Raw genomic sequence first — 26,560 nt, 5'->3', positions numbered from 1 at the left:
CGCTCAGCACTGATGGATCAGAGCTGGCGGAGCAGGAAGAGATCCATCACCCAGCCGGCCTCGGCCTTCGCTGCGGCACGCTCCGCGGTGATCTCGGCCGCGACGTCCTTGACGGCACCGGAGACGAGGCGTTCGGACGGCGATCCGAGGTTCGCGCCCCACCAGACGTGCCAGTCGTCGAGGCCGCTCAGGTCGGTTCCCGACGTCAGGAAGACGACGACGTTGTCCTGCCCCTGCTCGAGGGCCTCGCGGAGCCGGCGCTCGGTGGTCACGTGGATCGGCTGCCCGACCTCGTGCAGCACGATCCGGTGCCGGGCGGCGAGCAGCTGCAGCGCGGAGATGCCGGGCAGCACGTCCCAGTCGAACGTCAGGTTGTCGCGCGCAAGCACGCGTTCGACCACGCGGATCGTCGAGTCGTAGAAGGCGGGGTCGCCCCACACGAGCAGGACGGCGTCGCCCGGATGTGCGATGAGCGCCGACTCCCAGGCCTCGGCCCGTGCCTCGTGCCAGTCGCCGACCGCGGACTCGTAGTCGAGGGCTGTCCTGTCCCGCGGTGGATCGACGACCTCGACCACCCGCAGGTCGGGCGCGTGGTGGGCCAGCAGCTCCCGGCGCGCGGCGGCGAGCGGGTCACCGGCCCGCTTCACCGTCACCAGCGCGACCGACGCCGACCGCAGCGCCGCGACCGCCTCGACGGTCAGGTGGTCGGGGTGGCCGAGACCGATCCCGACCAGGGTCACTCGCCGCGTCACGCGTGGCGGTCCTCGAGGTCTCCCTCGAGGTCGAGGTAGACCTGCTGCATCGCGGCGACGACCTCGGGGTCGGGCTCGGCCCAGAGGCCGCGCTCGGCCGCCTCGCCCAGTCGCTCGACGATGCCGCGCAGCGCCCAGGGGTTCGACTTCCGCATGAACTCCTGGTTGGTCTCGTCGAGGACGTACTCCTTGGCGAGCGACTCGTACATCCAGTCGTGCACGACGCCGGCGGTGGCGTCGAAGCCGAACAGGTAGTCCACCGTGGCGGCCAGCTCGAACGCACCCTTGTAGCCGTGCCGCTGCATCGCGCCGATCCAGCGCGGGTTGACCACGCGGGCGCGGAACACCCGGTTGGTCTCCTCCTGCAGCGTGCGCGTGCGCACCGCGTCGGGCGACGTCGAGTCGCCGACGTACGCCTTCGGCTCGGCGCCGGTCAGCGCGCGGACCGTCGCGATCATGCCGCCGTGGTACTGGAAGTAGTCGTCGGAGTCCGCGATGTCGTGCTCGCGGGTGTCGATGTTCTTCGCCGCCACCGCGATGCGGCGGTAGTTGGCGCGCATGTCCTCCGAGGCCGGGGCGCCGTCGAGGTCGCGTCCGTAGGCGAAGCCGCCCCACGCCGTGTAGACCTCGGCGAGGTCGTCGTCGGTCTTCCAGTTGCCGGCCTCGATGACCTGCAGGATCCCGGCACCGTAGGAGCCCGGCTTCGAGCCGTAGATCCGGGTCGTGGCCCGACGCTCGTCGCCGTGCTCGGCGAGGTCGGCCTGGGCGTGGGCACGCACGAAGTTCTGCTCGAGCGGCTCGTCGAGCTCGGCCACCTGGCGGATGGCGTCGTCGAGGATGCCGATGACGTGCGGGAACGCGTCGCGGAAGAAGCCGGAGATGCGGACCGTGACGTCGATGCGCGGACGACCCAGCTCCTCCAGCGGGACGACGCGCAGGCCGTTGACCCGGCGCGAGGCCGGGTCCCACTCGGGCTCGACGCCGATGAGGGCCAGCACCTCGGCGATGTCGTCGCCCGACGTGCGCATGGCCGACGTGCCCCAGACCGACAGGCCCACGGAGCGCGGGTACTCGTCGGTGTCGGCGAGGTGCCGCTCCACGAGCGACTCGGCCATCGAGCGGCCGGTCTCCCAGGCCAGTCGCGACGGGACGGCCTTCGGGTCGACGGTGTAGAAGTTGCGACCGGTCGGCAGCACGTTGACGAGTCCGCGCAGCGGGGAGCCGGACGGACCGGCGGGGATGAAGCCGCCGTCGAGCGCGTGCAGCACGTGGTCGAGCTCGTCGGTGGTCTGCGCGAGGCGCGGGACCACCTGCGTGGCGGCGAAGTGCAGGACGTCGCGGACGACGGGGTCGTCGTGCAGGCCGTCGACGGCGGAGGGGTCCCAACCGGCCTCCTCCATGCCCTGCACCAGGGCGTGCGCCTGCTGCTCGATCTCGTCGATGGCGCGCAGGGCGTCCTCCCCCTCCTTGAGCCCCAGGGCCGACCGCAGGCCGGGCACGGCCCCGGTCTCGCCGCCCCAGATCTGGCTGGCGCGCAGGATCGAGAGCACGAGGTTCACGCGCGCCTCGCCCGCCGGAGCCTGACCGAGGACGTGCAGGCCGTCGCGGATCTGGGCGTCCTTGATCTCGCAGAGCCAGCCGTCGACGTTGAAGATGAAGTCGTCGAAGTCGTCCTCGTCCGGGATGTCGTCCAGGCCGAGGTCGCGGTGCATCTCGGCCGCGCGCATGTGCGTCCAGATCTGCGAGCGGATGGCCGGCAGCTTGGCCGGGTCCATCGCGGCGATGTTGGCGTACTCGTCGAGCAGCTGCTCCAGCTTGGCGATGTCGCCGTAGCTCTCGGCCCGCGCCATCGGCGGGATGAGGTGGTCGACGATCGTGGCGTGGGCGCGACGCTTGGCCTGCGCGCCCTCGCCCGGGTCGTTGACGAGGAACGGGTAGATCAGGGGCAGGTTGCCGATCGCGGCATCGGTGCCGCACGACGCCGACAGCGCCGCGTTCTTGCCCGGCAGCCACTCCATCGAGCCGTGCTTGCCGAGGTGCACGACGGCGTGCGCCCCGAGCTCCTCCTCGACCCAGCGGTACGCGGCGAGGTAGTGGTGCGAGGGCGCCATGTCGGGGTCGTGGTAGATCGCGACCGGGTTCTCGCCGTAGCCGCGGGGCGGCTGGATCATCAGCACGACGTTGCCGGCGCGGATCGTGGCGAGCACGATCTCCTGCTCACCGTTGACGAACAGCTTGCCCGGTGCCGGGCCCCACGCCTCGAGCATGCCGTCGCGCAGGTCGGGGTGGAAGCCGTCGAACCACTCGCGGTACCGGGCGGCGGGGATGCGCACGTGGCTCTCGGTGAGCTGGGTGTGCGTGAGCCACTCCTCGTCCTGGCCGCCGGCGTCGATGAGCGCGTGGATGAGGGCGTCGCCGGCCTCGGTGAGGTCGTCGAGCTCCAGACCGGGGATCTGTCCGGGCTCGCCGAGGTCGTAGCCGGCGTCGCGCATCGCGCGCAGCAGCCGGATGGTGGAGGCGGGGGTGTCGAGGCCGACGGCGTTGCCCACCCGGCTGTGCTTCGTCGGGTAGGCCGACAGCATGAGCACGACCTTGCGCTCGGCCGGCGGGGTGTGGCGCAGGCGGGCGTGGGCGGCGGCGATGCCGGCCACGCGCGCGCTGCGCTCGGGGTCGGCCACGTAGCGGGGGAGACCGTCCTCGTCGACCTCCTTGAAGGAGAACGGGGCGGTGATGATCCGACCGTCGAACTCCGGGATCGCGATCTGGTTGGCCGAGTCGAGCGGCGAGACGCCGTCGTCGGAGGCCTCCCACTCGGCGCGGCTCGAGGTGAGGCTGAGGCCCTGGAGGATCGGGATGTCGAGGGCCTTGAGACGCGCGACGTCCCACGACTCGTCGTCGCCGCCGGCGCTGACGGTGCCCGGCTTCGTGCCGCCGGCCGCGAGCACCGTGACGATGAGGGCGTCGAGGTTCGCCATCTCCTCGAACAGCGCGTCGGGGGCGGCGCGCAGCGACGAGCTGAAGATCGGGACGCCGACGGCGTCGCCGGTGTCGTCGATCGCGTCGGCCAACGCGTGCGCGAAGCCGGCGTTGCCGCTGGCCTCGTGGGCGCGGTAGTACAGCACGCCGATCCTGGCCTTGCCCGTCTCGTCGTCGCCCTGCGGGCGAGGAGCAAGACCCCATTCCGGCAGGACCTTCGGGGGCTCGAACCCCTCGCCGGTCAGCATCACGGTGTCGGAGAGGAAGGCGTGCAGCTGGGCGAGGTTCTCGGGGCCGCCCTCCGCGAGGTACACGTGGGCGTCGGCGCAGACGCCGATCGGGACGGTCGACTGCTCCATCAGCTCGGCGCTGGGCGACTGCTCGCCGCCGAGCACCACCATCGGCTTGCCCGTGGCGCGGATGCGCGCGAAGCCCGAGCAGAGGTCCTGCGGCGAGCCGAGGATGCGCGCGACCACGAGGTCGGCCGCCTCGATCGCGGCGGCCATGTCCTGGTGGCCGGGCTTCGCCGGGTTGGCGTAGACGTAGTCGGCGCCGCTCGCGCGGGCCGAGAGCAGGTCGGTGTCGGACGTCGAGAGCAGCGCGATACGCGTCATCAGGGTTCCTCCTCGGGGTTCTCGCCCCGTGCGGTGGGAGTCGCCGCGGAAGGTGTCTGGCTGGCCTGCAGGCAGGCGTCACAGTGGCGGAACCGCGCCGGACTCGCACCGGCTTCCCTGATCCGCGGCGACGGATCGCGGTCAGCCTAGCGGCCTCGCGCCGGGATCACGCAGTCGCCGCAGTACCCGCCGCCGGGGATCCGGTAGTAGAGGCAGCAGGAGCGGCGCACGTACGGCGGTCCCACGTCGCCGGTGCCCGCGAGGTAGGGGTGGGTGAGCGCGGCGGCGCCGACGTCGAGCGCCGCGTCGCGCAGGTCGGGCCGGGCGAGCGTGGCCATCCTCAGCGCACCGAACGCCGCGGACGACGCGTTGCCCGCCAGCACCTGCTCCGACAGGCCATGGGCGGCGTGCAGACGACGGGCGAGGGGCTCGACCACGTCGGACAGGACGGCGTGCAGGTCGGCCGGACCCCAGGCGCCGGCCGCGAGAGGGAAGGTCCCGGTGGGCTGCTCACGCCAGTGGAGGTCGGCCGGGGCGTCGACGTCGAGCAGCAGGGCCCCGATCGTCGGCGACAGCAGCCGGGCGAAGAGACCGAGCGACGCGATCGAGGCGGCCACACGGGGTTCCACCTCGGCATTCGAGCGGGACCGGAGGACCAGGTGCGCCGCGACGACGCGGTGGTCCGGGAACGGGCCGTCGAGCAGCTCCGCGAGGGGGTGCCAGCCCTCGCCCGTCACGGTCTGCTCGACGGCGAAGAACTCGCCCAGCCGGGCGAGCGCGGTCACTCGGGTGACCCGGGCTCACGCTCCCGGTCCGCCTCCAGCTCGCGCTTGAGCCGGTCGAGCGTGCGCCGGATGTTGCCGCGCTGGAACGTGGCGAAGGAGTCCCGCCCGGTGGCCACGCGGTCGAACACCGAGGCCGTCCAGTCGGGCCAGCCCTTGCGGCCGTCGACCCAGGTCTCCGTGACGAGCGTGCCTCCCACGGCCGGCTCGAAGGCGTACTCCCACGTGGCGACGCGCACCGGCAGCAGCCGCTCGCCCAGGCCCCACGCACGCACGTCGAAGGCGAACCGTCGGCCGGGCTCGGCGATGGTCACGACGCAGCGGGTCCGCCACCGGCCGCGACCGCGCTTGTTGTCGCCGACGAACACCGTGCCCTTGACCACGGGAGCGTCGGGATCGGCAAGCGTCGCGCCGGTGTTCTCGGGACTCCAGCGCCCCATCTGCCGCACGTCGCTGACCGCGGCGTAGGCGGTCTCCGGGTCGACGCCGACGACCACGGTGTCGCTGACGGTGAGGGCTCGGGACATGCAGGGGAGGCTACTCGCGTGCACGTGCTCGCACCGAGGGAAGGTGCGACGTCGTGACGCGGCTCGCACCCCCGTGCCAGCATGACCGCCATGGACCTGCGCGAGGTGACCGACAGCACCAGCTGGCGCGACCCGGCTCCGCCGCGCCTGCCCGCCGTCGAGGTGCCGACGTGCACGCACCCGCCGGACGCCGAGATCGGGGCCGGCCGGGTGGACCTGTTCGGCATCGACCACGACGACGTCGCCCGGTTCCACCGCACGAGTCGCGGTCTCACCCACGCCTACACGGCCGGTCGCCCGCACGACGGGGCCGTCCTGAGGCACGTCCCGATGGGCTACACCCAGCTCTACGACCACGAGAAGGTCGCCGTGGTCCTCGACGGACGGGTGCTGCGGCTCTGGGCCGCTCGCGGCACCGTCCAGGCCTTCGACCTCGTGGTGCCGCCGTCGTCGGGGCAGGACCTGCTGGTACTGGGAGCGTCGCACCCCGTTCGGTATGCGGTGGGGGAGGCCTGCAACCTCTCGGCGCGGCTGCCCGGCGTCCCGGTGATGGTCGCGCGACGTCTCGCCGAGCACGGCTGGCACTGATGAGGTCCGCTGGGCACTCGGTACGGTTCCCCCGTGCCTGACCACACTGCGCCCGACCACAGCGTGCCTGACCTGACGTCCCCCACCTCCGTGCGCCCGCCGGACGCCGCGGCCCACGCCGCTGCCGCCGCCCGACTGGCCGACCTCGCCACGCCCCCCGGCGCGCTCGGACGTCTCGGCGACCTGGCCTGCTGGATCGCCGCCACGCAGGGCGAGGTGCCGCCGCGTCCGGTCGAGAACGTTCGGGCCGTCGTGCTCGCCGGCGACCACGGCGTGGTCGGCTCGGGCGTCTCCGCGTTCCCGAGCGCCGTCACCCCCGCCATGGTCCGGACCTTCGCGTCCGGCCGGGCCGGCGTGAGCGTGCTCGCCGCCCAGCACGGCGTGAGCCTGCGCGTGCTCGACCTCGGCGTTGACGACGACCTCGACGGCCTGCCCGACGAGGTCCGCGTCTTCAAGGTGCGGCGCGGCTGCGGCTCCATCGACGTCGAGGACGCGCTCACGTCCGAGGAGACGGGTCTGGCGATCGAGCACGGTCGCACGATCGCGGCGCAGGAGATCGCGTCGGGTGCGCAGCTGCTGGTCACCGGCGACATGGGCATCGGCAACACGACCCCGTCGGCCGCGCTCGTGGCCGCGTCGCTCGGCCTCCCCGGCGTCGAGGTCGTGGGTCGCGGGACCGGCATCGACGACGCAGGTCTGGCCCGCAAGGCCGAGGTCGTCCAGACCGCGCTGGACCGTGCCGGCGAGCGTGTGGCCGACCCCGTGGACCGGCTCACCGCGCTCGGCAGTGCCGACCTCGCCGCGACCGTCGGCTTCCTCGTCGCCGCGGCCGAGGCGGGTGTCCCCGTGCTGCTCGACGGACTCATCTCCGTGGCCTGCGCCCTGACCGCCGACGACCTCGCACCCGGTGCAGCCGCCTGGTTCGCCGCCGGCCACCGCTCCACCGAGCCGGCGCAGGGCTTCGCCCTCGAGAAGCTCGGCCTGGAGCCCCTGCTCGACCTCGGTATGCGGCTCGGTGAGGGCAGCGGCGCCGTCGCCGCCGTGCCGCTGGTGCGCTCCGCGGCGCTGCTCCTGCGCGACGTCGCGCTGCTGTCGGAGGTCCTGGGCGGCTGAGTCGGCCGGGCGTCGAACGGGAGTGCTACGGTGCGGCTGCCACGCGAGGGAACCCGGTGAGAGTCCGGGACTGACGCGCAACGGTATGGGCGGCGACGCCTGAGTCCGACACCCGCTGGCGACCCGCGGCACTCGCCGTGGGGCTCCACCGGGTCTCGCGCAACGGACCCCCGAGCGAAGGATCGCGATGCGACCACGCTTCAGCCCCTCCCTCTCCGCCGCCCTGCTGGCGGCTACGCTCCTCGCCGCGTGCGGCTCGTCGACCGACTCAGGGTCCTCGACGTCGGCCGCGTCCACGAGCGGCTTCCCGGTCACGGTCGAACGCTGCGACCGTGACGTCACCGTCGAGAGCCCGCCGCAGCGCATCGTGTCCCTGAACCAGGGCAGCACCGAGATCCTGCTGAGCCTCGGCGTGGCCGACCGCATGGCGGGTGCCGCGGGCTGGACCGACCCGATCCTGCCGTCGCTGGCCGAGGAGAACGCGACGGTCGAGCGTCTCGCGGACCAGGCGCCGTCGTACGAGGACCTGCTCGCGACCGAGCCCGACCTCGTGACCGCGTCGTTCGCGAACACCCTCAGCGAGGGCGGCGTGACCACGCCCGAGAAGCTGGCCGGCCTGGGCGTCCCCGCCTACCTGTCGGCCGTCGAGTGCGAGAAGTCCGACTTCGGCGCCGGTGACGGCACCCGTGACGAGCCGCTCGAGATGGAGTCGATCTACACGGAGGTCCGCGACCTCGCCGCGCTCGTGGGCGAGGAGCAGGCCGGCGAGGACCTCGTCGCCTCGCTCGAGGAGCGCATGGCCGACGCCGCCGCGGCCGACTTCGACGGCACGTCGGTCTTCTACTGGTTCGCCAACTCCGAGGCGCCCTACGCCGCGGGCTGCTGCGGGGGGCCGGGCATCATCACGCGAGCGCTGGGCCTGGACAACGTGTTCGAGGGCGAGCAGGACGAGTGGCCGCAGATCGGGTGGGAGTCGATCGCGGCCACCGATCCCGACGTCCTCGTCATCGGGGACCTGACCCGCAGGAGCCAGACCGCGGAGAGCGGCAAGGCCAAGATCGCGTTCCTGGAGTCCAACCCGGTCACGCGGGAGATGACCGCGGTCAAGGAGAAGCGCTACGTGCTGCTGGCCGGCGCCGAGCTCAACCCGTCGATCCGCACGGTCGACGCCGTCGAGAAGGTCGCCGCGGGCCTGCGCGACCTGGGGATCTCGCCGTCGTGACCTCCCTGCTGGTCGACGAGCGCGAGGCGCCGGGCGACGCCGAGACACCGCCCGACCGGGGGGCTCGGGGCTCCCGACGCGGTCTGGTGCTGGGCGTGGTGACCCTCGCCGCGCTCGCGGTGTCGATCGCGGTCGCCACCACGATCGGGCCGTCGGACCTCGGCCCGCGCGACGCCGTGGCGGTCGCGCTGGCCAAGGTCGGGCTCGGGTCGTCGGGCCTCACCGGCATCCAGGAGGCGATCGTATGGGACCTGCGCCTCCCGCGGGCGGTGCTGGCCGCAGCCTGCGGCGCCGGGCTGGCCCTGTGCGGCGTGGTGCTGCAGTCGCTGCTGCGCAACCCGCTGGCCGACCCGTTCGTGCTCGGCATCTCCTCGGGCGCATCCACCGGTGCCGTGGCCATCGTGGTGCTGGGTGTCGGAGCCGGCTCGGCCACGCTGGCCTCCGGGGCGTTCGTCGGGGCGCTGCTGGCCTTCGGGCTCGTGCTCGTCCTGGGCATGGCCTCCGGCGGGACGACCGACCGGATGATCCTCGCGGGCGTCGCGGCCACCCAGCTGTTCGCCGCGCTCACCTCGTTCATCGTGTTCACCGCCGCCGACGCCGAGCAGACCCGGGGCGTGCTGTTCTGGCTGCTCGGCTCGCTCGGCACCGCGTCGTGGCGCGACGTCCTGGTGTGCGGGGGGCTGGTGCTGGCGGGCCTGGTGGTCTGCTGGCTCGCGGCCGGGGCGCTCGACGCGTTCACGTTCGGCGAGGACGCGGCGGCCGCGCTCGGGGTCTCCGTGCTGCGCATCCGGCTGCTGCTCCTCGTGGTCACGGCCCTCATGACCGCCGTCATCGTGTCGACGTCCGGCGCCATCGGGTTCGTCGGGCTCGTGCTGCCGCACGCCGCACGAGCCGTGGTGGGGGCGCGGCACCGGGTGCTCGTGCCCGTCTCCGCCGTGCTGGGCGCGATCTTCCTGGTGTGGGTCGACGTCGGCGCGCGCACGGTCATCGCTCCGCAGGAGCTGCCGGTCGGCGTGGCCACGGCGCTCGTGGGCGTGCCGGCGTTCGTCGTGATCCTCCTGCGGCGGAGGCAGCGCTCATGAGCATCAGCGCCCGCACCGTCTCGTGGGGGGTGCGCGACCGGCTGATCGTCGACGGCGTGGACCTCGACGTCCGGCCCGGCAGCACCGTCGGCCTGCTCGGTCCCAACGGGTCCGGCAAGTCGTCGCTGCTGCGACTCCTCGCCGGTCTGCGACCGGCCTCCTCGGGGGTCGTGCGTCTGGGTGAGGACGACGTGACGCAGCTGAGCCGACGGCAGGTGGCGCGTCGTCTCGCCGTGGTCGACCAGGACGTCACCACCGACACCCAGCCGACCGTGCGCGACGTCATCGGTCTCGGTCGGCTGCCGCACCGCTCGACGTGGGCTCCCACGTCCGCCGCGGACCGGGCCGTCGTCGAGCGGGCCGCCCGCACCACGCGCACGTCGCACGTGCTCGACCGCGCCTACTCGACGCTCTCCGGGGGCGAGCGCCAGCGGGTGCAGATCGCCAGGGCGCTGGCCCAGGAGCCGACCGAGCTGCTGCTCGACGAGCCCACCAACCACCTCGACGTCCGCCACCAGCTGGAGCTCCTGGAGCTGGTGCGGGCGGCACGCACCACCACCGTGATGGCGCTGCACGACCTCAACCTGGCGGCCACGTACTGCGACGCCCTCGTCGTGCTGGCCGACGGTCGGGTCCGGGTCGCGGGGCCACCCGCCGAGGTGCTCACCGCCGAGCTCGTGGCCGACGTCTACGACGTGCAGGCGGTCGTGACCGTCGTGGACGAGGTGCCGCACGTGAGGTTCACCGGGGTGACCGGCGCATGACGTCCGGGGAGCTTCCCTGTGGGGCCGGGTCGTACCGCCCTGGGAGAAGGCGTCGACCCGGCCCACCCGGCACGCGGCGTTGGGAGTGGTGCACGCGCGCCGTCACTGCGTACAACGTGGTTGAAGACGAAACGACACCCCTGGTGTGGGGTGATCCACGTCGCGGTCGTCGCGACCCGTCCGTCCACGCATCGGCGACGAACGTCACTCCCCGCCATCGTCGAACGAGGATGGAGCCATGAGCCCCGGCCCTGACGGCAGCGCTCGCGACCGCGCCGACCGATGCCCCGGTGTGCTGCGTCCCTGGATCGCCGACGACGGCGCGCTCGTGCGGCTCAGGCTGGTCGGCGGGCGGCTGCCGTCGCGTGCGCTCGCGCGGCTCGTCGACGTGGCCGAGCGGCACGGCGACGGGACCGTCGCGCTGACCCGGCGGGCGAACCTGCAGGTCCGTGGGCTGGCTGCCCCCGACGGTCTCGTCCCCCCGGTCGTGGTGGCCGAACTCGAGTCCACCGGCCTCCTGCCGAGCCGCACCCACGAGCTGGTGCGCAACGTCATGGTGTCCCCGCTGTCGGGACGCAGCGGCGGGCTCGCCGACCTTCGCCCCGTCGCCGAGCGGTACGACGCGCTGCTGCGCGGTGACGACGCCCTGGCCGAGCTGTCCGCGCGGTTCCTCGTCGTCCTCGACGACGGCCGCGGCGACCTCGTCGACCGGACCCTCGACCTCGGAGCCGTGGCGGTCGACGCAGGCCACGCGCAGGTCCGGGCCGGTCGGCACTGGGGCGAGGTCGTGCCGCTCGACGTCCTGCCGGACGTGCTCATGGCACTGGCCCACCGGTTCCAGCGGGTCCGTCCGGACGTCGGCACCTGGCACGTCGACGACCTGCCGGAGCACGGCGCCGCGGTCATGGGCGACCTGCACGCCCGCGACCTGCGCACCCAGGTGCGCGCCCTGCCCCTGCCCGAGGGCGTCGGCCGCCAGGACGACGGGCTCGCCTACGAGCACGTCACCGTGCCCGGCGGCGTGCTGCGCCGTCCCGACGTCGACGCGCTGCTCGCCCGCGCCGGCGCCGAGCTGGTGGTCACGCCGTGGCGCAGCGTCGTCCTGCCCGATCTGCCCGCACGACCTCCGGAGACCGCATGAGAGCCCCCACCCGACGCTTCGACTACGAGGGCAGCGGCGCTGCCATCTACGTCGACTCCTTCGCGACGATCCGGCGGGAGACCGACCTGTCGCGCATCCCCGCCGACGCCGAGAAGGTGGCGGTGCGGATGATCCACGGCACCGGGCAGACGGACCTGGTCGACGACCTCGTGGTCCACCCGCGGCTGGTGTCGTCGGCGCGAGCGGCGCTGCGGTCGGGCGCACCGATCCTGTGCGACGCGACGATGGTGGCCTCCGGAGTCACCCGGGCGCGGCTCCCGCAGGACAACGACGTGCTGTGCCTGCTGCGCGACGAGCGGGTGCCGGACCTGGCGCGGGAGTGGGGGACCACCCGGTCGGCGGCCGCGCTCTCGTTGTGGGGCGACCGGCTCGACGGTGCGGTCGTGGCGATCGGCAACGCGCCCACGGCCCTGTTCCACCTGCTGGAGCTGCTGGCCGACGGTGCGCCCAGACCGGCGGCCGTCGTGGGGGTGCCAGTGGGCTTCATCGGTGCTGCCGAGTCGAAGGACGCGCTCGCGTCGTTCGCCGACACCCACGGCATCGACGTGCCGTTCGTGACCGTGCGCGGGCGTCGGGGTGGCTCGGCCATGGCGGCGTCGGCCCTCAACGCGCTGGCGCAGGAGGAGGAGTAGCCCATGTCTGGACGACTGTTCGGCGTCGGGGTCGGTCCCGGCGACCCGGAGCTGGTGACGCTCAAGACCGCTCGGCTCATCCGCGACGCGGACGTCGTCGCCTACCACCAGGGCGTCGGCAAGCGCTCGAACGCGCGGCGGATCGTCGACGACCTGGTGCCCGAGGGCGTCACCGAGGAGGTGCTGCAGTACCCGGTCACCACGGGAGAGGTGCAGCACCCCGGTGGCTACGCGGGCGCGATGGCCGACTTCTACGAGGAGTGCGCCGAGCGCCTGCGTGCCCACCTGGCTGCGGGCCGCGACGTCGTGGTGCTCGCCGAGGGCGACCCGATGTTCTACGGCTCGTTCATGTACCTGCACGACCGGCTGTCCGGCGACTTCGAGACGGAGGTGGTGGCCGGGGTCCCGGCGTTCGCCGCCGCCACGGCGCTGGCCGCCACCCCGTTGGTGCGCCAGACCGACGTGCTGACCGTGCTGCCCGGGACGCTCCCGGAGGCCGAGCTGGCCCGACGGCTCGCCGACACCGACGGCGCGATCATCATGAAGCTCGGCCGCACGTTCCCGGCCGTCCGCTCCGCGCTGGAGCAGGCCGGACGGCTCGACGCGGCGCTCTACGTCGAGCGCGCCTCCATGCCCGAGCAGCGGTGGATGCCCGTCGCCGACGTCGACCCGTCGTCGGTGCCGTACTTCTCGCTCGTCGTGGTCCCGGGCGACGGCCACGGCCGGCGCTACGACGCCCCGGAGCCGTCCGCGGGTGCGGCCGAGGCCGCTCAGGGAGAGGTCGTCGTGGTCGGGCTGGGACCCGGGCCCGACGGCTGGCTCACGCCCGAGGCGTCCGACGAGCTGTCGCGCGTGGGGCACGTGGTGGGCTACGCGCCGTACGTGGCGAGGGTGCCGCAGCGGCTCGGGCTCGTCCGGCACGCGTCGGGGAACACGGTCGAGATCGACCGCGCCACCCACGCGCTGGAGCTCGCTCGGGCGGGTGAGCGGGTGGCCGTCGTGTCGGGCGGCGACGCGGGCGTGTTCGGCATGGCCACCGCGGTGCTGGAGGCGCAGGAGGCGCGCTCGGACCTGCACGACGTCGTGGTCCGGGTGGTGCCGGGCGTCTCCGCCGTCCAGGCCGTGGCGGCGCGGGCGGGGGCACCGATCGGCGGTGACTTCGCGGTCATGAGCCTGTCGGACCGGCTGAAGCCGTGGTCGGTCGTCGAGAGGCGGCTGCGCGCCGTGGCCGACGCCGACCTCGTGCTGGCCGTCTACAACCCGCGGTCCCGCTCGCGCACCACCCAGGTCGCGGACATGCGGCGCATCCTGCTCGAGCACCGCGATCCCGGCACCGTGGTGGTCGTGGGCCGCGACGTCGGCCGCGCCGAGGAGTCCCTCGTCGTGACCACCCTGCACGAGCTGGACCCGGAGTCGATCGACATGAAGTGCCTGCTGGTCGTCGGCTCCTCGACCACCCGCGTCAGCCCCACCGGCGCCGTCTGGACCCCCCGCTCCGTCGAGCCCTGACCGCCTGATCCCCACGTTTCGGACACTTCCGGGGCACTCGGGACGTCTCCAGTGCCCCGGAACTGTCCACAACGGACGGCCTAGCGGCGCTTGGTGGACCGGTCGCGGGTGGGGGAGCAGAGGGTGGGACTCCACGGCCGACGATGAACGGCGTGGAACTCTCCGTACCCGTGGCACGTTGACCTGACGTTCCCCACCCTCGACGAGAGAGCCATGGACCCCAGTCGAAGTCCCCAGACCGTGACCACCCGTGACCCGGAAGGGTGCGTGCGGTGATCACGGTCCTCTCCCTCCTCCTCGGCCTCCTGGTGGTGCTCGCCATCACCGCCGCGACGGGCTACTTCGTCGCCCAGGAGTTCGCGTACATGACCGTCGACCGGTCGCGGCTCAACGCCCGCGCGGCGCAGGGCGACAAGGGCGCGCAACGTGCCCTCGCGGTCACCGACCGGACGTCGTTCATGCTGTCCGGCGCCCAGCTGGGCATCACGATCACGGGACTGCTCGTGGGCTACGTCGCCGAACCACTCATCGGACGGGCGTTCGGGGACATCCTCGGCGGGGTCGGCGTCCCGACCGCCGTCGGCATCGGCATCGGCACGGTGCTCGCGCTCGTGTTCGCCACCTTCGTGCAGATGATCTTCGGCGAGCTGTTCCCGAAGAACCTGGCCATCGCCCGCCCGGAGCCCGTGGCCCGCTGGCTCGCCGTCTCCACCACCCTGTACCTCAAGCTCTTCGGCTGGCTCATCTGGTTCTTCGACCAGTCGGCCAACGTGCTGCTGCGCGCGCTGCGCATCGAGCCCGTCCACGACGTCGACAGCACCGCCACCGCCCGCGACCTCGAGCACATCGTGGCCGAGTCGCGCGACAGCGGCGACCTGCCGCGTGACCTGTCGTTCCTGCTCGACCGGGCGATCGACTTCCCGCGGCGCGACGTCGAGCACGCGATGATCCCGCGCAGCCGTGTCGACGTCGTGCGCTCCGACGACACGGTCGCGCGCCTGCGCGAAGAGATGGCCACCGGCCACTCGCGTTACCCGGTGCTCGACGACGACGAGCGCCTCGTCGGCGTGGTGCACCTCATCGACGTCATGACCGCCACGAGCGGCCCGACCAGCAGCACCGCCGCCGACCTCGCCCGGGACGCCGTCGTGGTGCCCGACATCATGCTGCTGCCGGCCGCCCGCCGGACGTTGGAGGAGACGCGGTCGCAGCTGGCGTGCGTCATCGACGAGCACGGTGGCCTGGCCGGGGTCCTCACCCTCGAGGACCTGGCCGAGGAGCTGGTCGGCGAGATCACCGACGAGCACGACGACGAACGTCCCCTCGCCGTGCCCCAGGGCGACGACGCGTGGCTGTTCTCCGGCGACGCGCATCTCGACGAGGTGGAGCGCGTGCTCGAGCACGACCTGCCCGAGCTCGACGATGTCGAGACCCTGGCGGGCCTCGTCATCGCGGAGGCCGGGGCCCTGCCCGAGGTGGGCGCGAGCATCGAGGTCGACCTGCCGCCCGACGCCGCCACGCTCGTGCTCGACGACCAGCCCGACGCTCCACGCCTGCGGCTCGAGGTGCTCGAGGTCGAGCACTACGTGCCGTCGTCGGTGCGGGTGAGCTGGGTGGTCAGGCCCTACGAGCCCGAGCCCTCCCGCGACGAGTCCACGCACGACGGAGAGGTGAAGTGATGAGCAACCCCTGGGTGGTCCTCGCGGTCACCGTCCTCATCATCGCGGCGAGCGCCTTCTTCGTCGCCGTCGAGTTCGCGCTGCTCGCGGCCAAGCGACACCGCCTCGAGGACGCTGCACCCCACAGCCGGGCCGCGCGCGCCGCCCTGCGCTCGTCGTCGGAGCTCACCGTGCTGCTGGCTGGTTCCCAGCTGGGCATCACGCTCTGCGTTCTCGCGCTCGGCGCCACCGCCAAGCCCGCGGTGCACTACGCCCTCACGCCCGTCTTCGAGGACTGGGGCATGCCGTACTGGGTGGCCGACGCCACGGGCTTCGTGCTCGCGCTCGTCGTCATGACGTTCCTGCACCTCGTGGTCGGCGAGATGATGCCGAAGTCGTGGGCGATCGCCCACCCCGAGCGCTCCGCCACCCTGCTCGCCATCCCGATGCGCGCCTTCATGTGGTTCACGCGTCCGGTGCTCACGTTGCTCAACAACGCGGCGAACCGGTGCCTGGTGATCGTCGGCGTCGATCCGGTCGACACCGTGGCCGCCGGCTCCGACCCCGACGACCTGCGTCACCTCGTGAAGCACTCTGCCGAGGCCGGGGCGCTCGAGGCCGGGTACTCCAGGTCGCTGTCGCGGGTGCTCGCGCTGCGCGACCTCACCGTCGGCGACCTGCTGCGACCCGGGGCCGGGCCGACGTCAGTGGCTCCGGGGGTCACCGTGGCCGACGTGCAGGCCGCGGCCGAGCGCAGCGGGCACCTGCGGATCCTCGTGGTCGACGGAGACGAGGTGCACGGGGTGGTGCACGTGCGCGAGACGCTCGTGCGCGACCGTGACGAGGGCGTGGCCGACCTGGTGCGCGATCCGTTCTTCCTCGACGCAGCCACCCCGGTGCACGAGGCGTTGACCGCGATGCGGGACACCAGCCAGCATCTCGCGGTGGTCCGCACGGCGCGGGGTGTCGGTGTGGTGACCCTCGCCGACGTGCTGACCCGTCTGCTCGACGAGGTTCCCGCCTAGTCCCCACTGTCCGAAACGGAGTGACTAGCCGCGCTTGGTGGACCGGTCGCGGGTGGGGGAGTAGAGGTAGGACTCAGCGCCCTCCGGTCGCGAGACCGCCGGCCCGACGAGGATGACGGCGGCCTGGCGCAGGCCCGCGGCCTCCACCTGGTCCGCCACGTCGGCGAGGGTGCCGCGCAGCACCACCTCGGCGTCCTGCGACGCGTTCGCGACGACCGCCACGGGCGTCTCGGCACCGAGCACGGCCGCGAGCCGGTCGGCCAGGTCACGGGTGCGGGTGATGGCCAGGTGCAGGCACAACGTGGCACCCGTCGCCGCGAAGGTCTCCAGCTCCTCGCTCGACGGCATCGCGGTGGAGCGCGCCTGGGTGCGGGTGAGAACCACCGACTGCACCACCTCGGGCACGGTCAGCTCGACCCCCAAGCGGGCCGCGGCCGCGGCGTAGGCGGGTACTCCAGGGGTGACGTCCCACGGCACGCCGGCGGCGTCGAGCCGACGCGTCAGCTCGTGCAGCGCCGAGTACACCGACGGGTCGCCCGACGACAGCCGCACCACCTCGAGTCCCGCCGCGTGCCCGTCGACGCACGTGGCCGTGATCGCGTCGAGGTCGAGGTCCTGGGTGTCGACGAGGCGTGCGTCGGGTCGGCAGTGCTCGAGCACGGCGTCGACGTAGGTGCCGGCGTACAGCACGACGTCGGCGTGCTCGAGGAGCCGGACGGCCCGCACCGTCAGGAGGTCCGCGGCACCGGGTCCGGCGCCCACCACGTGCACGGTCATGCGCGTCCTTCCTTCACGACCGACCACTGCGTCACCGCACGGGCCGGGGTCCACGACGTGAACGACCCGAGGGGTGCGGCCGTCTCGACGAGCAGCCGCACCAGCTCGCCGCCGTGCTCGGCGTGCCACGCGACGAGCAGCTGCTCGGTCTCGAGCGTGACGCCGTGCACCACCAGGCGTCCACCCGGGCGCAGCGCCCCCCAGCAGGCGTCGAGCACGCCGCGGACCGTCGCACCGCCACCGACGAACACCGCGTCGGGGGTGTCCAGGTCGGCGAGCGCATCGGGCGCTGCGCCCGTGACCACCTGCACCTCGGGCACGCCGAGGGTGCGGGTGTTGCGGACGATCCGCTCGGCACGCTCGGCGTCCCGCTCGACGGCGACGGCCCGGCACCTCGGGTGGGTGCGCGCCCACTCCACTGACACCGACCCGGCGCCCGCGCCGACGTCCCACAGCAGGGCGCCGGGCGTCGGGGCCAGGCGCGCGAGGGCGCTGGCCCGCACGTCGCGCTTGGTGACCTGGCCGTCGTGCTCGAAGGCGTCGTCGGGCAGGCCGGGCACGAGCGGCAGCGCACGCGCACCCGCGTCGCGGACCTCGACGGCCAGCACGGTCAGCGCGCCGACGTCGTCCGTCCAGGTGGTCGCGACACCCTCGGTGCGGGACTCGGTCTCCGCACCCAGGTCGGTGAGTGCGGTCAGCGTGCTCATGCCGTAGCCGTGCGACGCGAGCAGCGCGGCCACGGCCGCGGGCGTCGACGCGTCCGAGCACAGCACCAGCAGACGGGCCCCCGGGGCGAAGGCGGTCACGAGTCGGTGCACGTCGCGGCCCACCACGGTCACGACGTCCGACGACTCCGCGGACCAGCGCATCCGTGCCCGCGCCAGGGCGACGGACGAGACGCCCGGCAGCACCTCGACGGCGTCGGCACCGAGCAGGCCGACGAGCGTGGTGCCGATGCCTGAGACCAGCGGGTCGCCCGACGCGAGCGCGACCACGCGCCGCCCCTCGAACCCGGAGACCAGGTCCGGAAGCCCGTCGCGCAGGGGCGACGGCCACGGCACGCGCTCGGCCGGCACGTCCACGGGGACCATCGCCAAGTGCCGCTCGCCCCCCAGGAGGACGTCGGCCGACTCGACCACGGCCCGGCGGGCGGCATCGAGCCCGGGCCAGCCATCGGCACCGATCCCGACGACGAGGAGGGGGGAGCGAGCGGAGGTCATGTCTCGCGAGGCTAGTGGGTTGCCGCAGCACGGCGGCGCCCCGGTAGCCTGGCGCCCGACCAAACTTCACATGACGCGAGGTGCCCCAGAACCTGGGGAGAATCGGGAAGCCGGTGCAAGTCCGGCACAGGGTCCGCTGCGGTGACCACCTGAGGGTGGAAGTCCGAAGACCGGCCTCGCGCTCAAACCAGCCATGGCGATCGAGCGGGAGCCCTCATGCCACAGCACTACCCCTTCACGGCCGTCGTCGGAGCCGAGCCCGACCAGCTCGACGACATGGCCCTCGCCCTCGTCCTCACGACGATCTCGCCCGCCATCGGCGGCGTGCTCGTACGAGGGGAGAAGGGCACGGCCAAGTCGACCCTCGTGCGTGCCCTCGCGGCCGTGCTGCCGCCGATCGAGGTGGTCGCGGGCGACCGGTTCTCCAGCGATCCTGCCGACTCCGCCCTGTCGCCCGACGGTCCGTTCCGGCCGGACGCACCGGTCGAGTCCCGCCCCGTGCGGCTCGTCGAGCTGCCCGTCGGCGCCACCGAGGACCGCGTGCTCGGCTCCCTCGACCTCGAGCAGGCCCTCGGCAGCGGCGTCACCCGCTACGAGCCCGGCCTGCTGGCTCGCGCGCACCGCGGCGTGCTCTACGTGGACGAGGTCAACCTGCTGCACGACCACCTGGTCGACCTCCTGCTCGACGCGGCCGCGATGGGCCGCTCCACGGTGGAGCGCGACGGCGTGTCCGTGGAGCACGCTGCCCGGTTCGTCCTGATCGGCACGATGAACCCCGAGGAGGGCGAGCTGCGGCCCCAGCTGCTGGACCGCTTCGGCCTCGCCGTGGAGGTGGCCGCGCCGCGCGAGCCGGCCACCCGCGCCGAGGTCGTGCGTCGCCGGCTGGCCTTCGACGCCGACCCGACCGGCTTCGCGGCGCGCTTCGCCGACGCCGAGGCTGCGCTCACCGCCAGGATCAGTGCCGCGCAGGACCTCGTGACCCAGGTGCCGCTCGACGACGCGACCCTGGTCTCCATCGCGGAGCTGTGCTCGGCGTTCGGGGTCGACGGCCTGCGTGCCGACATCGTGACGGCACGCACCGCTGCCGCCCACGCGGCGTGGCACGGGCGCACCACCATCACCCGTGACGACGTGCGCGCGGCCGCCCGCCTCGCGCTGCCGCACCGTCGTCGGCGCAACCCCTTCGACGAGACCGGGCTCGACGAGTCCGAGCTCGACGACCTGCTCGGCCCGGACGAGCCGCCCGCGGGCGGCCCCGACGACGGGGGCTCCGACGGTCCTGACGACGAGGGCCCTGACGACGGGGGTCCCGACGGTGGTGGCCCCGGCGGCGGCAGCGACACCCCGGCCGACGCTCCCGCGCCCGGTGAGGCGCCCGCTCCGTCCGGCGGCGACAGCGGCGAGGGCTCCGGCCAGGCCGCGGAGTCCACGGTCGGCGCCGGACAGCCGGTGCGGGCCCGCCTGCTGCAGGTCGACGGCGTGGGTGCCGGCGTCTCGGGTCGTCGCTCGCGCGCGGTGACCGACGACGGCCGACGCATCGGTGCGCGCACCCCGGCCGGCCGCAGCGGCTCCTTGCACCTCGTCGAGACGGTCCGTGCCGCCGCGCCGCACCAGCACGCGCGCGGACGCGCCGACGGAGGCCGCGTGCTGCTGCGTCCGGCCGACCTGCGCGTCGCCGTGCGCGAGGGACGCGAGTCCAACCTGGTGCTGCTCTGCGTCGACGCCTCGGGCTCCATGGCGGCCCGGCGCCGGATGGAGCAGGTCAAGACCGCCGTGCTCTCGCTGCTGCTCGACGCCTACCAGCGCCGCGACAAGGTCGGGCTGGTCACCTTCCGCGGCGCCGGCGCCACGCTCGACCTGCCACCCACGTCGTCGGTCGACGTCGCCGCGCGCCGGCTCGAGGAGCTGCCGGCAGGCGGCCGCACCCCGCTGGCCGAGGGCCTCGCCGCTGCCGCGGACGCGCTGCGTCTCGAGCGCATCCGCGACCCGCTGCGCCGACCGCTGCTCGTGGTCGTCACCGACGGTCGGGCCACGTCGGGCCCTGACGCCCTGGCCCGCGCCCACCGGGCGGCCGACCACCTCCACCGCTCCGGCGTGGCGTCGGTGGTCGTCGACTGCGAGACCGGCGGGTTCCGGCTGGGGCTCGCGTCGGTGCTGGCCGACCGGCTCGGCGCCCAGCACCTCCCGCTCGGCGAGGTGAGCGCCGAGAGCCTGACCTCCGCCGTCCGCACGGTGAGGGAGGTGGCCTGATGCCCCAGGGTCAGCCGCTGGTCGTCCCCGACGACGGCCTCACCACCCGCCAGCGCCGCAACCGTCCGCTCGTCATGGTGCACACCGGCCCCGGCAAGGGGAAGTCCACCGCCGCGTTCGGCCTGGCCATGCGCGCCTGGAACCAGGGCTGGAAGGTCGGCGTGTTCCAGTTCGTCAAGTCCGCCAAGTGGCGCGTCGGCGAGCAGTCCGTGCTCGAGCACCTGGGCCGCCTGCACGAGACCGAGGGCCTCGGCGGGCCCGTCGAGTGGCACAAGATGGGCTCGGGCTGGTCGTGGTCGCGCAAGTCCGGCACCGACGACGACCACGCCGTCGCGGCCGCCGAGGGCTGGGCCGAGATCAAGCGCCGTCTCGCCGCCGAGACCCACGACCTCTACGTGCTCGACGAGTTCACCTACCCCATGAAGTGGGGCTGGGTCGACGTCGACGACGTCGCCGACACCCTCGCGTCGCGGCCCGGTCGCCAGCACGTGGTGATCACCGGACGCGATGCCGCCCCCCGGCTCCTGGAGGTGGCCGACCTCGTCACGGAGATGACGAAGGTCAAGCACCCCATGGACGCCGGCCAGAAGGGTCAGCGAGGGATCGAGTGGTGACCATCCCGCGCCTGGTCGTCGCCGCGCCCGCGTCGGGCCACGGCAAGACGACGATCGCCACGGGCCTCATGGCGGCGCTCGCCCGCACCGGGCTGCGGGTCTCGGGCCACAAGGTGGGACCGGACTACATCGACCCCGGCTACCACGCGCTGGCCACCGGTCTGCCCGGCCGCAACCTCGACCCCCACCTGGTGGGGGAGGAGCGTCTCGTCCCGCTGCTGCTGCACGGTTCTGCCGGTGCGGACCTCGCGGTCGTCGAGGGCGTCATGGGTCTGCACGACGGCATGCTCGGCACCGACGGCTACGCCTCCACCGCCCACGTGGCCCGCGTGACCGACAGCCCGGTGGTGCTCGTGGTCGACGTGTCCTCGGCGTCGCGCTCCATCGCGGCGCTCGTCCAGGGCATGGTCGCCTTCGACACGTCGGTGCGGGTGGCCGGCGTCGTCCTCAACAAGGTCGGGTCCACGCGGCACGCCGACGAGGTGGTGCGCGCGCTCGAGAGCACCGGGGTGCCGGTGCTCGGCATCGTGCACCGCGACGACGGCGTCGTGGCCCCGTCGCGCCACCTGGGCCTGGTGCCCGCGGCCGAGCGGGAGGACGCGGCGGCCGCGCTCGACCGGCTCGCCACCCGGGTCGCGAAGGCCGTCGACCTGGAGGAGGTCGTGCGCATCGCCCGGTCGGCGCCGACCCTGCAGGGCGCGGCATGGAACGCCGCCGACGAGGTCGGCCCTCCGCCCGCCGGGCCGCGGCGGGTGGTCGCCGTGGCCGGCGGCCGCTCGTTCACGTTCCGCTACGCCGAGACGGTCGAGCTGCTCGACGCCCTCGGCTGCGACGTGCGGGTGTTCGACCCCCTGCACGACGAGTCCCTGCCGGAGGGCACGTCGGGGCTCTACCTGGGTGGCGGCTTCCCCGAGGTGCACGCGGCGACGATCTCGGCCAACGAGCCCCTGCGCCACGCCATCGCGGACGCCGTGGCCGCCGGGGTGCCGACCGTGGCCGAGTGCGCGGGCCTGCTGTACCTCTGCCGCTCGCTCGACGGCGCGCCCATGGTGGGTGCGCTCCCGGCCGACGCCGCCATGACACCGCGCCTGACCCTCGGCTACCGCACGGCGGTGGCCCCGGTCGAGCACCTGCTCGCCCCCGTCGGCGGCCGCGTGACCGGCCACGAGTTCCACCGCACCCACGTCACGCCGTCGGCCGGCGCCGACGACGCGCTCGGTGTCGCCTGGACGAGCGCCCACGGCGAGGCCGGCTTCGCGAGCGCGACGCTCCACGCCTCGTACCTGCACACGCACTGGGCGGGTCACCCCCGCATGGCGGCGCGCTTCGCCGCGGCGGTCCACGCCGCGCCCGAGCGGTCTCGATCCGCCCCCGAGAGCTCCTTCGTCGCCTCGGCGGCCACGCGACCAGCGGCGGGTGACAACCGCCGGCCGCGTGTCGAGGCCGTCTCCCCGCCCGACCCGCTCCGCCACCACGGCGACGCGGAGGCCACCGACGGGCTCGTCGACCTCGCGGTCAACGTGCACGACGGGCCGCGTCCGACGTGGCTCGACCATGCCCTGAGCTCCGCGCTCGACGACGTCGGCCGCTACCCCGACGCCCGCGAGGCCGAGGCGGCCGTGGCTCGTCGTCACCTGCGCGCCGACGACGAGGTCCTCGCGACCGCCGGTGCGGCGGAGGCGTTCACGCTGCTGGCCCGCGCCCGCGACTGGCAGCACCCCGTGGTGGTGCACCCGCAGTTCACCGAGCCCGACGTCGCGCTGCGCCAGGCCGGCCACGACCCGCAGCACGTGCGGCTCGGCCACGACTTCGCGCTCGAGCCCGACCGCGTCCCCGACGACGCCGACCTCGTGGTCGTCGGCAACCCCACCAACCCCACCGGTGTGCTGCACCCCGCCTGGGCGATCCGTGCCCTCGCGCGGCCCGGCCGCGTGGTCGTGGTCGACGAGGCGTTCATGGACGCCGTGCCCGGGGAGCAGCACTCGTTCGCAGGCTCGCCCCTTCCCGGGGTGCTGGTCGTGCGCAGCCTGACGAAGCTCTGGAGCATCCCCGGCGTGCGCGCGGGCTACGTCCTCGGCGACCCCGACCTGCTGGCCGACCTGCGCGCCCAGCAGCCGCCGTGGTCGGTGTCGACCCACGCCGCCGCCGCCATCGTCGCGTGCACGTCCGACGACGCCCGTGCCGAGGCGACCCGTCGTGCCGCCGACGTGGGCCGGCACCGCGCCGTGCTCACCGACGGCCTCGACGAGCTGGGCGTCCACCATCTGCCGTCGTCCGCGCCGTTCGTCCTGGCTCGGGTGGGGCCAGGGGTCCACGGTGCGCTGCGCGACGCCGGGTGGGCGGTGCGGCGCGCCGACACCTTCCCGGGACTCGACGACGCCTGGATCCGCGTCGCCGTGCGCGCCCCTGACGTCACCCGTCGCTTCCTCGCCGCGCTCGCGCAGGTGCGGTCGTGAGTCGGCGCGTGCTCGTGGCCGGCGGCGGCCTGCGCGCCGCAGCGGCAGCGTCGTCGGCCCTGGCCGAGGGCGACACCGTCACGGTCGTGGCTCCCGACCTCGTGGCCACGCTCGAGGACCTCGTCCACCGCGGCCTCGTCTCCTGGCGGCGCGGCGAGCTGTCGCTCGACGACGTGCTCGCGGCCGACGTGGTGCTGCGGGTGCCGGCCGACGGTGCCCATCGCCGCCCGTCGCCCGGCACCCCCGCCGGTGCCCCGGGTGACGTCGTCCTCGTCGGCGCCGGGCCGGGCGACCCCGACCTCATGACCGTGGGTGGCCTGCGCGCCCTGGCCGAGGCCGACGTCGTGGTGACCGATCGGCTCGTCCCGCTCGCCGCGCTCGACGCGGTGCGGCCCGACGCCCAGGTCGTCGACGTCGCGAAGATCCCGGGCGGCCGGTCCACCGGACAGGACGCGATCGACGCGCTGCTCGTGGAGCACGCCCTGGCCGGCCGGCGCGTGGTCCGGCTGAAGGGAGGCGACCCGTTCGTGTTCGGCCGCGGCGGCGAGGAGGCGATCGCCTGCGCCCGCGCGGGTGTGCCGGTGCGGGTGCTGCCCGGCGTCACGTCGTCGGTCTCCGGCCCGGCCCTCGCGGGCATCCCGGTCACCCACCGGGGGCTCACGCAGGGCTTCACCGTGGTCTCGGGCCACGTGCCGCCCGACCACCCAGACTCCACGGTCGACTGGAAGGCGCTCGCGTCGACGGGCACCACGATCGTCGTGCTCATGGGCGTGCGCACCCTCGCCGCCATCGCCGAGGCGCTGGTGGGCGGTGGCCTCGACCCCGACACGCCGGCCGCGGTGGTCGCCGACGCCGGCCTGCCCAGCCAGCGTCGGGTCGACGGCACCGTCGCCACGATCGCGCGCGTCGCTGCCGACGCCGGCATCGGCGCTCCGGCGGTCACGGTCGTCGGCCGCGTGGTCGAGGCGCTGCCGCTCGAGCCGGCACCAGTGGTGTGAGCCGGTGACCCGTCTGCTGTGGATGCGCCACGGCGAGTCCACCTGGAACGTCGCCGGCCGCGAGCAGGGCCGCACGGCCCACCCGCCGCTCACGGACCTGGGGCGGCGCCAGGTGCTCGCTGCCGCCGATCAGCTGGCCGACGCCGACGTCGCCGCCGTGGTGTGCTCGCCCCTGGTCCGTGCCCGCCAGAGTGCCGACCTGGTGGCGGCGCGGCTCGGGCTCGAGGTCGTGGAGGACACGCGGCTGGTCGAGCGCGGTCACGACGAGACGCTCGACGACGTGCTCGGGCGCCTCGCGGACTTCCTGGCGTCGGGCCCGGCCGACGACACGCTCGTGGTGACCCACGGCGACGTGATCGCCTACGTCGTCGCGGCTCTCGACGGCACGGCACCGTCCCTGCCCGCCAACGCCGAGGTCCGCGTGACGCAGTCGTAGGAATCGATCGTGGGAGACCCTCGCGCAGGACCCCTCGACTGCCCTACGATGACGAACGATCGACGGTGCGGAAGCCGGTGGGAATCCGGCGCAGTAGCGCTACTGTGACGCCTCAGCACGACGGGGCGGAGCCAGACCCAAGCCGACGACAGCCATCCATCCACGGGACGCACTCATCCCTCAGGAAAGGCCTGCCATGTCGCAGCTCTCCCCAGCCCGCTCCGTCGACCTCGTCGGTGTGGCCACGCCCATCTCCGTGCGCGAGCTCGCCCCCTGGGCGCTGTTCGTCGCCCTGTTCGCCGTCCTGGCGCTGTACTTCGTCGGTGCCGAGCAGGGAGCGACCTCCCTGCTCGCGGGCGACACCGTGCACGAGTGGGTCCACGACGGACGCCACCTGCTCGGCTTCCCCTGCCACTGATCAGCACTGTTACTGATCAGCCCTGTCGCTGACCAGCCCGACGTCTGACGGCGCCGCACCGAGCCCCGGTGCGCGACCCGTCCTCCCTGCCTGCGCCCGGCGCGGCCCCCACGCGAGAACGGAACCCTGCATGTCCACGTCCCTGACCCCCCGCACCTTCCTGGTCCACGGCCTCGTCGCCGGCCTCGTCGGCGGCATCCTGGCCTTCGTCGTCGCGTTCGCCGTCGGCGAGCCGCCCATCGACGACGCGATCGCCCTCGAGGAGTCCGCGTCCGCCCCGGCCGAGGCCGGCGCGCACTCCCACGAGGAAGGCGCGGCGCACTCGCACGGCGAGGAGGAAGGCGCGGCGCACTCGCACGGTGACGACGAGGCGGGCGGCATCACCCGAGGCCAGCAGGCCGGGCCCGGCCTGCTCACGGCGACGGTCCTGTTCGGCCTCGTGGCCGGTGGCGTCGCCGGCATCGCCTCGGCCTTCGCGGTCGGGCGGCTCGGCGGGCTGCGCCCCGTCGCGTCGACCGGTGTCGTCGTGGCCTTGGCCTACCTCGCCTACACCGTCGTCCCGTGGGTGAAGTACCCGCCGAACCCGCCCGCGGTCGGCTCGGGCGACACGATCGGGGAGCGGACCGCGCTCTACTTCGGCTTCGTGGCCGTGTCGTTGCTCGCCGTGGTGGCGGCCGTCCTGCTGGTGCGGGCTCTCCTGGCGCGCGGACCGTGGCTCGCCGTGGTCTCCGGCGTCGCGCTCTACCTCGTGGTCGTCGGCGTGGCGGCCGTGGTGCTCGCGCCGATCGACGAGGTGCCCGACAGCTTCCCGGCGAACACGCTCTACTCCTTCCGGGTCGGCGCGCTCGCCACGTCGACGGCGATGTGGGCGGGGGTGGCGCTCGTGCTCACCGGCCTCACCGCTCGCACGTGGCGGGCCCGCCAGGCCGACGAGCTGCGTCGAGCTCGAGCCGCGGCGCTCTGAGCCCGTCCCGATCCGCGATGA

The 26,560-nt window shown here is 74.0% G+C and carries 23 protein-coding genes and 4 riboswitches; of the genes, 17 read left to right on the top strand and 6 right to left on the bottom strand.

The genetic code is table 11. The features are described 5' to 3' along the window. Positions 1-17 precede the first annotated feature (17 nt). From cobF to ASF35_RS00180, 4 genes are all read right to left on the bottom strand, one after another. Positions 18-752, bottom strand: a complete 735-nt coding sequence (cobF, locus tag ASF35_RS00195; RefSeq protein WP_055961081.1) for a precorrin-6A synthase (deacetylating) — start codon at positions 750-752, stop codon at positions 18-20. After that, positions 749-4,342 carry a cobaltochelatase subunit CobN gene (cobN, locus tag ASF35_RS00190; protein ID WP_055961078.1) on the bottom strand — a complete coding sequence of 1,198 codons (3,594 nt, stop codon included), beginning with the start codon at positions 4,340-4,342 and terminating at the stop codon, positions 749-751. The genes cobF and cobN overlap by 4 nt, the downstream gene beginning before the upstream one ends. A gap of 29 nt (positions 4,343-4,371) precedes the next feature. After that, a riboswitch (cobalamin riboswitch) is annotated at positions 4,372-4,484 on the bottom strand. Positions 4,485-4,488: 4 nt separating this feature from the next. After that, positions 4,489-5,127, bottom strand: coding sequence for a (2Fe-2S)-binding protein (locus ASF35_RS00185; RefSeq protein WP_055961075.1), 639 nt, complete (start codon positions 5,125-5,127; stop codon positions 4,489-4,491). After that, positions 5,124-5,651: an SRPBCC family protein gene (locus ASF35_RS00180; RefSeq protein ID WP_055961072.1), complete on the bottom strand. Its 528-nt coding sequence runs from the start codon at positions 5,649-5,651 to the stop codon at positions 5,124-5,126. Before ASF35_RS00180 ends, ASF35_RS00185 begins: the two co-directional genes overlap by 4 nt. An 81-nt stretch (positions 5,652-5,732) precedes the next feature. Here ASF35_RS00180 and ASF35_RS00175 point away from each other — a divergent pair, with 81 nt between their 5' ends. The 10 genes from ASF35_RS00175 (at position 5,733) to ASF35_RS00130 (ending at position 16,406) form a co-directional block, all read left to right on the top strand. Then, positions 5,733-6,239: a hypothetical protein gene (locus ASF35_RS00175; RefSeq protein ID WP_055961069.1), complete on the top strand. Its 507-nt coding sequence runs from the start codon at positions 5,733-5,735 to the stop codon at positions 6,237-6,239. 33 nt (positions 6,240-6,272) lie between these two features. Continuing rightward, positions 6,273-7,352, top strand: a complete 1,080-nt coding sequence (cobT, locus tag ASF35_RS00170; protein WP_235492832.1) for a nicotinate-nucleotide--dimethylbenzimidazole phosphoribosyltransferase — start codon at positions 6,273-6,275, stop codon at positions 7,350-7,352. 11 nt (positions 7,353-7,363) lie between these two features. Beyond that, a riboswitch (cobalamin riboswitch) is annotated at positions 7,364-7,487 on the top strand. Between the two features lie 52 nt (positions 7,488-7,539). Further along, a complete protein-coding gene (locus tag ASF35_RS00165) occupies positions 7,540-8,574 on the top strand; it encodes an ABC transporter substrate-binding protein (RefSeq protein WP_055961065.1) in 1,035 nt (344 codons plus the stop codon). Continuing rightward, complete coding sequence (locus tag ASF35_RS00160; protein ID WP_235492831.1) at positions 8,571-9,656, top strand: iron ABC transporter permease; 1,086 nt, start codon at positions 8,571-8,573, stop codon at positions 9,654-9,656. The genes ASF35_RS00165 and ASF35_RS00160 overlap by 4 nt, the downstream gene beginning before the upstream one ends. After that, a complete protein-coding gene (locus ASF35_RS00155) occupies positions 9,653-10,420 on the top strand; it encodes an ABC transporter ATP-binding protein (RefSeq protein WP_055961061.1) in 768 nt (255 codons plus the stop codon). Before ASF35_RS00160 ends, ASF35_RS00155 begins: the two co-directional genes overlap by 4 nt. A 238-nt stretch (positions 10,421-10,658) precedes the next feature. After that, positions 10,659-11,561 (top strand): hypothetical protein, encoded by a 903-nt coding sequence (locus tag ASF35_RS00150; RefSeq protein ID WP_055961058.1) that lies wholly within the window; start codon positions 10,659-10,661, stop codon positions 11,559-11,561. Then, complete coding sequence (locus ASF35_RS00145) at positions 11,558-12,214, top strand: precorrin-8X methylmutase (RefSeq protein WP_055961054.1); 657 nt, start codon at positions 11,558-11,560, stop codon at positions 12,212-12,214. The genes ASF35_RS00150 and ASF35_RS00145 overlap by 4 nt, the downstream gene beginning before the upstream one ends. A gap of 3 nt (positions 12,215-12,217) precedes the next feature. Further along, entirely contained in the window at positions 12,218-13,723 is a 1,506-nt protein-coding gene (locus ASF35_RS00140; RefSeq protein WP_055961050.1) for a precorrin-2 C(20)-methyltransferase, read from the top strand. Positions 13,724-13,995: 272 nt separating this feature from the next. Next, on the top strand, positions 13,996-15,402 hold the full coding sequence (locus tag ASF35_RS00135) for a hemolysin family protein (RefSeq protein ID WP_055965960.1): 1,407 nt from the start codon (positions 13,996-13,998) through the stop codon (positions 15,400-15,402). After that, on the top strand, positions 15,402-16,406 hold the full coding sequence (locus ASF35_RS00130) for a hemolysin family protein (protein WP_055961047.1): 1,005 nt from the start codon (positions 15,402-15,404) through the stop codon (positions 16,404-16,406). The genes ASF35_RS00135 and ASF35_RS00130 overlap by 1 nt, the downstream gene beginning before the upstream one ends. Positions 16,407-16,430: 24 nt before the next feature. On the opposite strand, the gene ASF35_RS00125 is transcribed toward ASF35_RS00130, so the two are convergent. Further along, a complete protein-coding gene (locus ASF35_RS00125) occupies positions 16,431-17,183 on the bottom strand; it encodes a cobalt-precorrin-4/precorrin-4 C(11)-methyltransferase (RefSeq protein ID WP_055961043.1) in 753 nt (250 codons plus the stop codon). Then, positions 17,180-18,403 (bottom strand): precorrin-6y C5,15-methyltransferase (decarboxylating) subunit CbiE, encoded by a 1,224-nt coding sequence (gene cbiE / locus ASF35_RS00120; RefSeq protein WP_055961041.1) that lies wholly within the window; start codon positions 18,401-18,403, stop codon positions 17,180-17,182. The genes ASF35_RS00125 and cbiE overlap by 4 nt, the downstream gene beginning before the upstream one ends. A 61-nt stretch (positions 18,404-18,464) precedes the next feature. After that, positions 18,465-18,597, top strand: a riboswitch (cobalamin riboswitch). A 22-nt stretch (positions 18,598-18,619) separates the two neighbouring features. Here cbiE and ASF35_RS00115 point away from each other — a divergent pair. The 7 genes from ASF35_RS00115 to ASF35_RS00085 all read left to right on the top strand — a co-directional run bounded on the left by ASF35_RS00115 (position 18,620) and on the right by ASF35_RS00085 (position 26,539). Then, positions 18,620-20,653: a VWA domain-containing protein gene (locus ASF35_RS00115; RefSeq protein ID WP_055961038.1), complete on the top strand. Its 2,034-nt coding sequence runs from the start codon at positions 18,620-18,622 to the stop codon at positions 20,651-20,653. Further along, positions 20,653-21,267 (top strand): cob(I)yrinic acid a,c-diamide adenosyltransferase, encoded by a 615-nt coding sequence (cobO, locus tag ASF35_RS00110; protein ID WP_055961035.1) that lies wholly within the window; start codon positions 20,653-20,655, stop codon positions 21,265-21,267. The genes ASF35_RS00115 and cobO overlap by 1 nt, the downstream gene beginning before the upstream one ends. Beyond that, a complete protein-coding gene (locus ASF35_RS00105) occupies positions 21,264-23,723 on the top strand; it encodes a cobyrinate a,c-diamide synthase (RefSeq protein WP_055965958.1) in 2,460 nt (819 codons plus the stop codon). Before cobO ends, ASF35_RS00105 begins: the two co-directional genes overlap by 4 nt. Then, positions 23,720-24,721 (top strand): uroporphyrinogen-III C-methyltransferase, encoded by a 1,002-nt coding sequence (gene cobA / locus ASF35_RS00100; protein ID WP_055961033.1) that lies wholly within the window; start codon positions 23,720-23,722, stop codon positions 24,719-24,721. The genes ASF35_RS00105 and cobA overlap by 4 nt, the downstream gene beginning before the upstream one ends. A 4-nt stretch (positions 24,722-24,725) precedes the next feature. Beyond that, positions 24,726-25,157: a histidine phosphatase family protein gene (locus tag ASF35_RS00095; RefSeq protein WP_055961030.1), complete on the top strand. Its 432-nt coding sequence runs from the start codon at positions 24,726-24,728 to the stop codon at positions 25,155-25,157. 69 nt (positions 25,158-25,226) lie between these two features. Further along, a riboswitch (cobalamin riboswitch) is annotated at positions 25,227-25,294 on the top strand. Between the two features lie 59 nt (positions 25,295-25,353). After that, positions 25,354-25,575, top strand: coding sequence for a CbtB-domain containing protein (locus ASF35_RS00090; protein WP_055961027.1), 222 nt, complete (start codon positions 25,354-25,356; stop codon positions 25,573-25,575). 130 nt (positions 25,576-25,705) lie between these two features. Further along, the gene (locus ASF35_RS00085) at positions 25,706-26,539 is read left to right on the top strand and encodes a CbtA family protein (protein ID WP_055961023.1); all 834 of its coding nucleotides are present in this window, start codon (positions 25,706-25,708) and stop codon (positions 26,537-26,539) included. The last annotated feature ends 21 nt before the right edge of the window (positions 26,540-26,560 follow it).

Source organism: Aeromicrobium sp. Leaf291, from assembly GCF_001423365.1.
GTDB lineage: Bacteria > Actinomycetota > Actinomycetes > Propionibacteriales > Nocardioidaceae > Aeromicrobium.
Note: the sequence above shows the minus strand (reverse complement) of the source record. Positions and strands in the feature narration are given on the sequence as shown.